The 12707-nt window shown below is 69.3% G+C and carries 7 protein-coding genes; 4 read left to right on the forward strand and 3 right to left on the reverse strand.

All coding sequences use genetic code 11. From position 1 onward, the window contains the following. The 3 genes from tyrS to G6W55_RS35480 all read right to left on the reverse strand — a co-directional run. On the reverse strand, positions 1 to 789 hold a 789-nt coding region (gene tyrS, locus G6W55_RS35470; RefSeq protein WP_175524754.1), incomplete at its 3' end, for a tyrosine--tRNA ligase. A 62-nt stretch (positions 790 to 851) separates the two neighbouring features. Continuing rightward, positions 852 to 2246 (reverse strand): metallopeptidase TldD-related protein, encoded by a 1395-nt coding sequence (locus tag G6W55_RS35475; protein ID WP_175524755.1) that lies wholly within the window; start codon positions 2244 to 2246, stop codon positions 852 to 854. Further along, positions 2243 to 3766: a TldD/PmbA family protein gene (locus G6W55_RS35480; protein ID WP_175524756.1), complete on the reverse strand. Its 1524-nt coding sequence runs from the start codon at positions 3764 to 3766 to the stop codon at positions 2243 to 2245. The genes G6W55_RS35475 and G6W55_RS35480 overlap by 4 nt, the downstream gene beginning before the upstream one ends. A gap of 495 nt (positions 3767 to 4261) precedes the next feature. Between G6W55_RS35480 and G6W55_RS35485 the strand changes: the two genes are divergently transcribed. The 4 genes from G6W55_RS35485 to G6W55_RS35500 form a co-directional block, all read left to right on the forward strand. Next, positions 4262 to 9823, forward strand: coding sequence for a hypothetical protein (locus tag G6W55_RS35485; protein ID WP_175524757.1), 5562 nt, complete (start codon positions 4262 to 4264; stop codon positions 9821 to 9823). Between the two features lie 5 nt (positions 9824 to 9828). Beyond that, positions 9829 to 11301, forward strand: coding sequence for a hypothetical protein (locus tag G6W55_RS35490; protein WP_175524758.1), 1473 nt, complete (start codon positions 9829 to 9831; stop codon positions 11299 to 11301). Between the two features lie 195 nt (positions 11302 to 11496). Then, the gene (fabG, locus tag G6W55_RS35495; protein WP_175524759.1) at positions 11497 to 12201 is read left to right on the forward strand and encodes a 3-oxoacyl-[acyl-carrier-protein] reductase; all 705 of its coding nucleotides are present in this window, start codon (positions 11497 to 11499) and stop codon (positions 12199 to 12201) included. A 5-nt stretch (positions 12202 to 12206) separates the two neighbouring features. After that, a partial coding sequence (locus G6W55_RS35500) for an SDR family oxidoreductase (RefSeq protein WP_175524760.1) occupies positions 12207 to 12707 on the forward strand: 501 nt, incomplete at its 3' end.

Here is a 12707-nt window from a genome sequence, read left to right on the forward strand (position 1 = left end):
GTCCCGGTCGTCCACGTTCAGCCAGAACTGGTAGAACGCGTACGGCGTCGTCATCTCCGGGTCGAGCCAGACGGCGCCGCCCTCGGTCTTGCCGAACTTGGTGCCGTCCGCCTTGGTCATCAGCGGGGTCGCCAGCGCGTGCACGTCCGCGTGCGGCTCCAGCCTGTGGATCAGGTCCAGACCGGCCGTGAGGTTGCCCCACTGGTCGCTGCCGCCCTGCTGGAGCGTGCAGTTGTAGCGCCGGAAGAGCTGGAGGAAGTCCATGCCCTGGAGGATCTGGTAGCTGAACTCGGTGTAGCTGATGCCCTGGTCGGACTCCAGACGGCGGGCCACGGAGTCCTTCGTCAGCATCTTGTTGACGCGGAAGTGCTTGCCGATGTCCCGCAGGAACTCGATCGCGGACAGTCCGGCCGTCCAGTCGAGGTTGTTCACCATCACGGCCGCGTTCTCGCCCTCGAAGGACAGGAACGGCTCGATCTGGCCGCGCAGCTTGTCGACCCAGCCCGCCACCGTCTCCGGCGCGTTCAGCGTGCGCTCGGCGGTCGGGCGGGGGTCGCCGATCAGACCCGTGGCCCCGCCGACCAGCGCCAGCGGCCGGTGCCCGGCCTGCTGGAGCCGGCGCACGGTGAGCACCTGCACCAGATGCCCCACGTGCAGGGACGGCGCGGTCGGGTCGAAGCCGCAATAGAACGTGACGGGACCGTCCGCGAGCGCCTTGCGCAAGGCGTCCTCGTCGGTGGACAGGGCGAACAGGCCCCGCCACTTCAGCTCGTCGACGATGTCCGTCACGGTTCTCGTATCTCCTCGATGGTCTGCTTGCTCGTGGGCGGCCCGGGGCCGCGGGTACGAGGTTATACGCCCTGACTGACAGAGCTCATATTGAAATCCGGCACCCGCAGCGCGGGCATCGCGGCCCGGGTGAACCAGTCGCTCCACTCCCGCGGCAGCGTCTTCTCGGTGCGCCCCGCCTCCGTGGCCCGGCCCAGCAGCCCGACCGGCGACTCGTTGAACCGGAAGTTGTTCACCTCGCCGACCACCTCGCCGTCCTCGACCAGGTACACGCCGTCCCGGGTCAGGCCGGTGAGCAGCAGGGTCGCCGGGTCCACCTCGCGGATGTACCACAGGCAGGTCAGCAGCAGCCCGCGCCCGGTGCCCGCCACCATCTCCTCCAGCGAACGGTCCGCGCCGCCCTCCAGGATCAGGTTGTCACCGGCCGGCGCCACCGGCAGACCCGTCAGACCCGCGCTGTGCCGGCTGGTCGCGAGATGCCGCAGCTCGCCCTCGCCGATCCACTCCGTGGCCCGCAGCGGCAGCCCGTTGTCGAACACGGACTGGTCCCCGCCCGAGGAGTGCGCGATGACGAACGGCGCCGACTCCAGGCCGGGCTCGTGCGGATCGCTGCGCAGGGTCAGCGGCAGCTCGGACAGTTGCTCGCCGAGCCGCGTGCCGCCGCCCGGCTTGGAGAACACCGTGCGGCCCTCGGCCGCGTCCCGGCCGGACGCCGACCAGAACAGATAGATCAGCAGGTCCGCGACGGCCGTCGGCGGCAGCAGCGTCTCGTACCGCCCGGCGGGCAGCGCCACCTTCCGCTCGGCCCAGCCCAGACGGACGGCCAGCTCGGCGTCGAGCGCCCCCGGGTCGACGTCCTTGAAGTCCCGGGTGGAACGGCCCGCCCACGCCGAACGCGTCCGGTCCGGCGACTTGGCGTTCAGCTCCAGCGTGCCGTTCGGCTGGTCGTGCCGCAGCCGCAGCCCCGTCGAGGTGCCCACGTACGACGTCACCAGCTCGTGGTTGGCGAAGCCGTACAGCTCCCGGCCGCCCGCACGCGCGCGTGCGAACGCCTCGCCCAGCGCCGGGGCGAAGTCCACGAACACCGCCGACGACGTCTCGGCCGGGCCCTCCGTGAAGTCGGGGGACTCCGGCACCGCGGTGACCAGCGGCTGCGCGTCCTCCGCCGGTGCGGCGCCGCGCGCGGCCGCCTCCGCGGCCCGCACCAGGGGCTCCAGGTCGTCCGCGGTCACCGCGGACCGCGAGACGACCCCGGAGGCGGTGCCCTCCTTGCCGTCGACGGTCGCGATCACGGTGAGGGTGCGCCCGCGCGTGACGCCGTTGGTGGTGAGGGCGTTGCCCGCCCAGCGCAGGTTCGCCGTGGACTGCTCGTCGGCGATCACGACACAGCCGTCGGCCCGGGACAGTTCGAGGGCGCGCTCGACGACCTCGTGCGGCTTGCTGGTGCGCGCGCTCATCGACCGGCCTCCTGCGTGGTGTTGAGGATGTTGACTCCCTTGAACAGCGCCGAGGGGCAGCCGTGCGACACGGCCGCGACCTGCCCCGGCTGGGCCTTGCCGCAGTTGAACGCGCCCCCGAGGACATACGTCTGCGGCCCGCCCACGGCCGCCATGGACCCCCAGAAGTCGGTGGTCGTCGCCTGGTAGGCCACGTCCCGCAACTGCCCGGTGATCCGCCCGTTCTCGATCCGGAAGAACCGCTGCCCGGTGAACTGGAAGTTGTAGCGCTGCATGTCGATGGACCACGACCGGTCCCCGACGACATAGATCCCGCGGTCGACACTGCCGATGAGGTCCTCGGTCGACATGCCCGCCGGATCCGGCCGCAGCGACACATTGGCCATGCGCTGCACCGGCACATGGCCGGGGGAGTCGGCGAAGGCACAGCCGTTGGACCGGCCGAGACCGGTGAGGCGCGCGATCCGCCGGTCGAGCTGGTAGCCGACGAGCGTGCCGTCCTTCACCAGGTCCCAGGACTGGCCCTCGACGCCCTCGTCGTCGTAGCCGACCGTGGCCAGGCCGTGCTCGGCGGTGCGGTCACCGGTGACGTTCATCAGCTCCGAGCCGTACTTCAGCTTGCCGAGCTGGTCGAAGGTGGCGAACGAGGTGCCGGCGTAGGCGGCCTCGTAGCCGAGCGCACGGTCCAGCTCGGTGGCGTGCCCGATGGACTCGTGGATGGTCAGCCACAGGTTGGACGGGTCCACGACCAGGTCGTACAGCCCCGGGTCGACGCTCGGCGCGCGCATCTTCTCGGCGAGCAGCTCCGGCATCCGCGCCAGCTCCTCGTCCCAGTCCCAGCCGGTCCCGGTGAGGTACTCCCAGCCGCGCCCGACCGGCGGCGCGATGGTGCGCATCGAGTCGAACTCGCCGCTGGACTCGTCCACCGACACCGCCGTCAGCGCCGGGTGCAGCCGCACCCGCTGCTGCGTGGTGACCGTCCCGGCCGTGTCGGCGTAGAACTTGTTCTCGTGCACGGTGAGCAGCGAGGCGTCGACATGGTTGATCCCGTCGGCCGCCAGCAGCCGCGCGCTCCAGTCGGCGAGCAGCGCCGACTTCTCCTCGTCGGGCACGGTGAACGGATCGATCTCGTACGACGACACCCAGGTCTTCTCGGAGTGCACCGGCTCGTCCGCCAGCTCCACCCGCTCGTCCGACCCGGCCGCCTTGATCACCTGCGCGGACAGCTTGGCCATCGCCACCGCCTGCGAGGCCACCTTGGCGGCGGCGTCCATCGTCAGATCGACACCGGAGGCGAACCCCCACGTGCCCCCGTGCACCACCCGCACCGCGTACCCGAGGTCCGTGGTGTCCGACGACCCGGACGGCTTGGCGTCCCGCAACCGCCACGAGGCACTGCGCACCCGCTCGAACCGGAAGTCCGCGTGCTCCGCCCCGAGCGCCCGCGCCCGTGCGAGCGCGGCATCGGCGAGGGCCCTCAGCGGTAGCGCCAGAAATGACTGATCGACCTCATGGGCCACGAGGGCCTCCCCTTGTCACAGTTGGTTGTAGCCGTTGGAAGAGACGGGTGGTCTCGCAGTGAATCATGTCTCTACGACAGCCAGCTCAGGAGAATCCGTACAGCCGCGCGTCTGAGCCGTCGGGACTTTTCCGGCCAACCTGGAGCCGATGTCGGCGATGGGTGCCAATATTCCCTCATGCAAGGTTGGGGGCGGGAGTTTCGTTCGTGGCTGTTGTCGCTCGATGAGCGCGCGATGCGGGGGCTATTGACGCAGCATCAGTGTCTGCGGCGTCGGCAGTGCGGGCATCAGCGTGCCAAGGAGAAAGAGGGGGGAAGTGACGCCCGAGGGGCGTCGAAGCGTGAAGCGCAGTCAGTGCGCGTGTGGTTGACCACTGTGCCGGAGGCACGGCTGCATGCCGTGGCCTCGTGCGGCGTCAGCTGGGCCTCCCGAGCGTTGGTCGGAACATATGGCTTCCCGCCGGCAGTGGTGGCGCTCCCCACGGCCTCCGACCTGGTGACGATGCTCGAGGTGTTGGATCCTGCACTGGCCCGTTGTGCCCTCTATGGGCTGCTGGCCCCGGAGGCGCAGGGTCGTCTGCCCGCGGCGGAGATCGCGACAGCGCACTTGGCCCGCTACCAGGCCGCGGCCGACCGTGAACCACCCCTTGATGCCCGCGAGATAGGTGCGTCGTTCGGGCGGGGACCCGGAGAGGGGGAACAGCGGATGGAGTCGGCGTTGCCGCCGGAGGCAGATGTGCAGGATGCAGAGGTGCGGTGCGACGGGTCGGAGGGGACGGATGCGGACGGCGGCCGGAGCGCAGAGGTCGTCGGGGCAGCGGCTGGGACTCTTGAAGACGCGCCCTGGACCCATGCGATTCGCCGCGCGATGACCGACCTGCGCGCGTCAGGATCGGAGCTGACGGACGTGCTTGGTGAGTTCACCCTGTGCGTGCGGGACGGCAGAGCCCCAGCGGAGCCGGAGCGGCTCAGTGCCCTCAGTGCGGCATGGACCCGAGACCGCGCTCGTCTTGCTGAGGCCATGACTGCCAGAGAGAGCCACTGGCCGCCAGATGGCGGGTACTCCGAACTGGACGCGGAACTCGACCGGGTCGACCAGCTGAGGGATGAGCGGGCGAAGGCCGACGTACAGATGGAGAAGCTCCGGCTGCGCGCCGCCCAGTACGAGCAGTTGATCGCGGGCGCGGAGGCGGACGCGGAGGCTGAAGGCCTGCGTATGGCTCTGGACGGCATCCGCGGTCAGATGTCGGCGATCGAGGCCGTCCTCAAGGGCACTATGGCTCCCGAGGGCCCTACCGCACCCGCGCAGCAGAACGCGCACCCCGCGGTCGGGACAGAAGTCGCTCACTATCCCGAGCCGACTATGCCGACAGAGCCGCCCGCCGAGTCGGTGCCGGAGCCGGAGCCGGAGCCGGCCGCAGAGCCGGCGCAGGAACCTGTGCTGGAGGTGGAACCGGCCGCGGAGCCCGAGCCGGAGCCGGCTGTGGACGACACGAGGCCCCCGTCGAAGACTGTGCCCGTTGCCCCCTCGGAACCGGCCCAACTGCGACCGGAGCCCGAAGACGATGCCACCGCCACGGTGGCTGCCTCTGCCGCAGGACGGAACCTTGCCGATCCGGCATCCGAGTACGACGGCCTGCCCGTGCCCTCGGATCAGCCCGCTGCGGAAGGCGCCGCCTCACCCTGGGACGCAGCCGACGGCGCCTCTCCCGTGGCGCGGCTGGTGGCTCGCGGCGCCCTCCCGCAGGCGTACTGGATGGCTGTGGCGTCGGACGAACCCTCGCATCGCACCAAGGCGCTCGCCTTTCTGGCCGCTGCCTTCGCCTGCACCGACGTGGATGGAGCCACCCGTGTACAGATGGCTCTGGACCTCACGTCCTTGGACCTTGTCGAGGACCGGGACGCGCATGTCGTCGCTCTCGCCGCAGCGATGCGCTCGGGGCTCACGGCCGGTTGGCCGCACGCCCTTGTCAGCGACTTCACGATGCCGGCGGTGTCCCAGCCTTGGCAGCAACTGCTGACCGCTTTGAAGGAAGCCGTGCGGGAGTGCCACGTCTTCGTCCCCGGCTCCATCGACGAGACCACCGAACCGGAGCACGGTCTCACGGTCGAGGACATCGAGGAATCCGCGCGTCTCCTGCTGGAGGACCTCCCACGCCGGACGATCAAGTATCAGCGCGCGTCGCGTGTCCTGAAGTACTTGACTGCCCCCTCGGGAGAGCTCTATCAGGCGCTGTGCGCCGTTCTGGACTGGGCATCTGGTGCCACCGACGGTTCGGCGCTGAAGGCCGTCAGCGAGAACCTCCGGCGCAGCGAATACGTGGACCGCCTCATTGAGGACACCGACAGCCGGTTCCGCACGCCGAAGCAGGCCAAGGAAGCGATCCACTCCGGAGCGCTGCGCCAGCTGAACGCGACGATCGGCTCGGTCGGGGAACTTGTGGCAAAGGCCGAGGCGGTGGCCGCCGCCGTCCAGGCCAGGGATGCCGCGTCCAACACCAAGGTGCCCCAGTGGGCGGCTATGGCCGAACTGGTGCCCCATGACGAAATGCCGGGCGTCGGCGGCGCCGCGCTCGGCCTGCTGGGCCGATGGCTGGCAGCTGAGCCGGTCGGCCACTGGGCGACGACGGTCGATGCGGAGGGCGCCGTCGTCCCCTCTGACGACTGCCTCCTGTTTCTGCCGGAGCTGGCCAGGGACTCCGAGGGCCGCCCCGACTTCCACGACTCCCGGACTCCTGCCGTTCTGGCCGAACTGCTCACCCCGGTCTCCCCCGAGGAGGCGCTGTCCAGCTACGTGAGCCGTGGCGATCTGCACCTGGCCCGCGCCTTGATCCGCGTGGTCGGCGCCGCTGACTCCACAGAGCACACCGAGTGGTTGGAGGAGGCGGTACGGCGCTGCCGGGAAGCGGAGAAAGTCTGGCGCCGCACGGTCGCCGACCACCACAGGCTGGCCGCAGCCCATTTGGCGCAGATCAGGACGCTGAATCTGATGCCGTCCCACACTGAGCGAGAGTTCACCGGCCGCCTGCAAGAGTTCGCGGACGGCGACGAGGCGGGCCGCTACCGATACGCTCTCTGCGCTCTGAGAGACCTCACCGCCGAGCTGACGGATCGGGTCACGGAGTCTACCAAGCGTCTGCGGGAGCGTCTCGACGCCCTGAAACTCGATCCGGAGCGACCGCTCGCGGAAGCCGACCACGACCGCATCGTGCGGCTGATCGACGAAGGAGACACGGTCACTGCACAGGAGTTTCTGGCCCTCGTGGAGAGCGGCCGACGTCTGCCGGAGCGCCCGGACGACGAGGGCGCCGAACTGCGTGACTTCCTGGCCGGACTGACGGGCCCAGGTGCTCCCTCGCCCGGCGGTGACGGAGTCCCTGCCGGGTGGTGGGTCGACCGCTATGGCTCCGGCGAGAAGGTCACCGCCAACGCCGAGCAGGGCATAACTTCCTGGAAAGCGCTGTGCACCAAGAAGGGCCGCAACAGCGACTGGAGCCAGCACATCACGCGCGTGCTGCGACTGCTTGGCCTCAAGCCTCTCGGCCACTTCCAGGCCGAACCGATGGGGCAGGGAGTCCGACGGTTCAAAGGCCGGGCGGGCGTTGTCGAGGCACCCGGGTATGTGGCCGCACTTGGTTCCCGCGCCACCTCATACACCGTCCTGCTCATTTGGGAGGAGCAGCGCGCCGACGGCCCCATTGCTCTCCTTGAGGACTCCGACGTCGATGCCAACATCGTTCTCTACCTGCATCCGCTCGGCCTGGAGGGGCGCCGCGCTCTTGCCGAGGCCTCGCGCCGCAAGGCCCAGCAGGCGCTCGTTGTCGACCCCTCGGTAGTTGGTTGGATGGCGGCCCGCGCGCCGGGCGCATTCCGGGCACTGCAACGCGTGACTCTGCCGTGGACGTCGTACGACCCGTACACCCCGTTCGTCGCGGGTGCCGTGCCGCCTGAGGTCTTCTACGGCCGTGACCAGGAGCTTCGGGAGGTGATGAACCCTGATGGTGGGTTGTTCCTCTACGGCGGGCGTCAGCTCGGCAAGTCCGCGCTGCTGCGCCGGGTCGCGGAACTGTTCCCCCGTCGCTCCGAGGCCAACGTCGCCGTGTACCTGGACCTCGTCAAGGCCGAGATCGGTCAGGCCGAGTCCCCGGAGCGGATCTGGAAGCTGTTGGCCGACGATCTGAAGAGGCAGCGGGTGATCGACGCCAAGAAGGTGTCGGATCAGGCCCAGCCCGAGCACGTGGCCAACGCCATTCGGGGCTGGCTGGACGCCGACGACTCCCGCCGGATGTTGATCCTCGCGGATGAAGCGGACGCGTTTCTCACCGCGGACTCTCGGCGGGTCTTCCGCTCCGGCGGCGAGTCGACATTCCAGAACGTCAAGCGTTTCCAGCACCTTATGGAGCAGACGGACCGACGCCTCAAGGTTGTCTTTGCGGGTCTGCACCAGGTGCAGCGCTTCGGCGAGTTGTCCAACGTGTCCACCGCTCACGGCGGTCCGGACGTGCTGGTCGGGCCCCTGAACCCGACCGCCGCCGTACGTCTGGTCACCGAGCCCATGGCTGCCCTGGGGTTCGTCTTCGAGCGGCCGGAGCTGGTCTGGCGCATCCTCGCCATCACCAACTACCAGGCCAACCTGGTGCAGATTTTCTGCAGCGAGCTCATCCGGACGCTTCAGGATCGATCCCATCGTGGTCAGGTACGTCCTACTCCGATCACTGAGGCGGACGTTCAGGAGGTAGCGGCCTCGGAGACGGTACGCACCCGGCTGGCCGAGCGGCTGCGCTTCACCATCAACCTAGAGGACCGCTATCGGGTCCTGACCCTGGTCATCGCCCTGCACAGCCTCGAAGACGGCTACCGGGGCGACTACTCCGCCGAAGAACTTCTGCGGTGGGCGGCAGAGGCATGGGAAGAGGGCTTCCAGGAACTCGGTGTCAAGCAGGTGCAGATCCATCTCAGGGAGATGGTCGGCCTGGGGCTGCTCGTGCAACTGGGTGACCGCTCCCGCTTCGCCGTCAGAAGCCCGAACGTCGTCAACATGCTGGGAACCCGTGACGAACTGCTCCTGGAGCTGCGGGAGACCGAGTTCAGCCAGCCCTACGAGTACGACCCGCGAGCGGCACGCCGCCTACTCGGCCGGAACATGGGCAGCGACCCGAACCGCCACGTGACCCGCTACAGCCCGCTCACCGAAGGCCAGCTCCACGAGGCCGCACAACCTGGAGTCACGGTAATCGGGACCACCAGGTTGTACCGTCCGGAGCTGATGATCACGGCGACCGAGCGTTTCGCCGAGGCACGTGGTGTGGAGGTCCGCAGGGCCGGCGCCGACGACGACCTGCGTGCAGTCCTCACCGATGTCTCCCGGCTGCGCAGGAACTACGTCCTTGCCGTCGACCTGCGCGGTATGGACGCGGATGCACTGCTAAAGGCCATACGCCTCTGCGTGGAGCACGCCGGACCGGCAGCCGACGCCCTCGTACAGCAGGCAGAAGGGCGTAAGCGTTCCAACCACCGTTCGGTATGCGTCGTGGCCGACGCGCTCACCGTTGGCGCGGTGCGGGAATCGACTGACGCTGAGCCGTTGCCCGTCCGCTTCCTGAGCCCGGAGCGTTGGTCGGTCGAGAGCCTGCGCGCCTGGCCGGAGTGTCCCTTTGTGTCCAAAGTCGATCGTACGAGGCTGATCCGAGCCACCGGCGGCTGGGCCACCTGGGTGGAGCCGGCCATCGCCGAAGTCACGGTCAACGGTGCCACGCTCGACAGTGCCCTGGACAAGATCGACCGCGTCATACGGCGACCCGACAACCTCGACCGGCACTGTGAGGCGGCGGGCCTGGACATGCGGGACCTCGACCTGCTCGCCCTGTGGAGCGGTTACGTCAGCGAAGGCCAAGGAGTCCCGATCGATCAGGTCGCCGAGGCTGTGGAGCTGCCCGAGCAGGAGACGGCGTCATGGCTGACCCGGCTAGAGCGGCTCGGCCTGGTCGACTCGGTCACAGGCGGCATCGCCGTCGACCCCGTGACGTTCCGAGCCGTGCGCGCGCGTGCCGGGGAGTGAGCAGGGTGAATCCGACGGGGGAGGAACTGGCGCGGCTGCCAGGTGTGCGCGGCCAGATCGAGCGCATAGCCGCCGATCTGGCCGTCGGCCGGAGCTGTGTGTGGCTGATGCCGGACGCACTGGTCGACGGGGGATACGCCGAGGAACTGCACGGAGCAGTGCTGGCCCGCATGCCCGAGCACGTCCGGGTGCCAGAGCCCGGCACCGTGCGGGGAGATGAGGGCGCCACGAGGGTGGACCCGCCTGCCTACGGTGCCGCCGACGTGCCCTTGCTGGACGGGTTCGACGACGGCTTCGACATCGGCTGGGACCTGCCAGCGCCCCGCCGGGAGAAGCCGCTCTCGTCCCCGGGCGGAGGGCCGTCGGAATTGGTGACCCGCCTCGCCAAGGAACTCTCCATGGAGCCGGAGCGGGTGGTCGACGAGCTGACCGACCCCCGAGCGCACTGGCGGCCGGTCATCAGCATTCGGGCCTGGACGGAGCCCGACACTCCGCAGGGAAGCTACGGGGAGCGCGGGCATGACATCGCCCGCCTGCTGCGTTCCCTGGGCGCGGCGGTCAAGGACGTCGGTCTCCTCCCGGAGCAGCGCCCCCGGGTCATGGTCACCGGACGTCTGCGTGACCTTCCTCCCCAGCTCCCGGACGAGCTGGAACTCGAGCTGGGAACGGCTTCCGTCCACTGGTGGTGGGGCACGGTGAGCCGCCTTGACAGCGCCATGCTGCTGGCCGGACTCGGAACGTCCGACCGGCCCGGCGCCAAAGGTGGCACCGTACTGCGGACCCGGATCCTCGAAGCACTGCGTGCCGAGGTGGTCGGGGAGCTGTGCGGCGGACACCTTGACCTGGCCGTGGCCCTGTTCGAGTGCTGGGACGGCCGTGAGGGCAGCCTGGACGACTGCCTGCGCGCGTGTCTGGCGGACCGGCCCAGCGTGCCGGGCCCGGAGAGCCTGTCCGTGCGGAGCGGCGCCGGACTGCAGCACAAGCCACCATCGCCGCTTCGGGAGATCTGGGCGGACGGTGTCGTGCAGGCATGGGAGGGCCGCGCCAGACTCCACCCCGCCGTGTGGCATACCGATGGTGGAGAGGGACGTCCCGACCAGTTCGGCATCCTGGTCAGCCAGGCTCAGGCCCGGGTCCTGATGCCGTGGCTCGAGGAGGCTCGCCGACGTCTGGCGGAGCTGGCGCTGTCGTTCGCGAACCGGCCGGTCGCCGAACTGGTGGAGTCATATGTGAGAAACCGCCTGAAGGATCACGTCACTCGCCCCGAACGGACCTTCCTCTGCGCGGAGGCGTCCGAGCTGGAGCGGGCCTGTCTGCGGGGCCAGATCTCCTTCCCGATGGAGGAGCGGCTGTTGCTGAGCACCGTGGTCAGAACACGGAACGCGCTCTCACACCGCACGGTGCTACAGGACGATCGTCTCGAGGATCTTTGTGTCAAGCTGACCGCCGCCGACGCCAGATGGAGCCGCGACATCTAGCACTCCGCATCGGCGAGCGTCCCACCGACCATGGCGGACTGTAGAAACCCCACAGTGACATCCCCGACCCACTGTCGGTGCCCGAATGTCCGCGTGCCGGAGCGGACCGATAGGTTTCGAGGTAAACCGCCTGCCGTCCGGATTCCGGGCGGATGTGTCGCGGATGTGTCTGACCCCTAGCGAAAGGGTGATCCGTTGAGCCGCTCGGTTCTCGTCACCGGAGGAAACCGGGGCATCGGCCTCGCCATCGCCCGAGCGTTCGCCGACGCCGGCGACAAGGTCGCGATCACGTACCGCTCGGGCGAGCCCCCGGCCGGCTATCTGGCCGTGAAGTGCGACATCACCGACCCGGAGCAGGTGGAGCAGGCATACAAGGAGATCGAGGCCGAGCACGGCCCGGTCGAGGTCCTGGTCGCCAACGCCGGCGTCACCCGGGACCAGCTCCTGATGCGGATGTCCGAGGACGACTTCACCTCGGTCATCGACACCAACCTCACCGGCACCTTCCGGGTGGTCAAGCGCGCCAACCGCGCGATGCTGCGCGCCAAGAAGGGCCGCGTCGTGCTGATCTCCTCGGTCGTGGGGCTGCTCGGCTCCGCCGGGCAGGCCAACTACGCCGCCTCCAAGGCCGCCCTCGTCGGCTTCGCGCGCTCCCTCGCCCGTGAGCTGGGGTCGCGCAACATCACCTTCAACGTCGTCGCACCCGGCTTTGTCGACACCGACATGACCAGGGCGCTCACCGACGAGCAGCGCGCGGGCATCGTCTCGCAGGTGCCGCTCGGCCGGTACGCGCAGCCGGAGGAGATCGCCGCGACGGTGCGGTTCCTCGCCTCGGACGACGCCTCGTACATCACTGGAGCCGTCATCCCCGTTGACGGCGGACTGGGAATGGGTCACTGATCACCATGAGCGGAATTCTCGAGGGCAAGCGCGTCCTGATCACCGGTGTGCTGATGGAGTCCTCCATCGCCTTCCACACCGCCAAGCTGGCCCAGGAGCAGGGTGCCGAGATCATCCTGACCGCGTTCCCGCGGCCCACCCTGACCGAGCGCATCGCCAGGAAGCTGCCGAAGCCCACCAAGGTCATCGAGCTGGACGTCACCAACGACGAGCACCTCGGCCGGCTCGCGGACATCGTCGGCGAGGAGCTGGGCGGCCTCGACGGCGTCGTCCACTCCATCGGCTTCGCCCCGCAGGACGCGCTCGGCGGCAACTTCCTCAACACGCCGTTCGAGTCGGTCGCCACGGCCATGCACGTCTCGGCGTACTCCCTGAAGTCGCTCACCATGGCCTGCCTGCCGCTGATGCAGAACGGCGGCTCGGTCGTCGGCCTCACCTTCGACGCGCAGTACGCCTGGCCGCAGTACGACTGGATGGGCCCGGCCAAGGCCGCCCTGGAGGCCACC

The organism is Streptomyces sp. CAI-85 (assembly GCF_013363615.1).
Taxonomy (GTDB): Bacteria; Actinomycetota; Actinomycetes; order Streptomycetales; family Streptomycetaceae; genus Streptomyces; species Streptomyces antibioticus_B.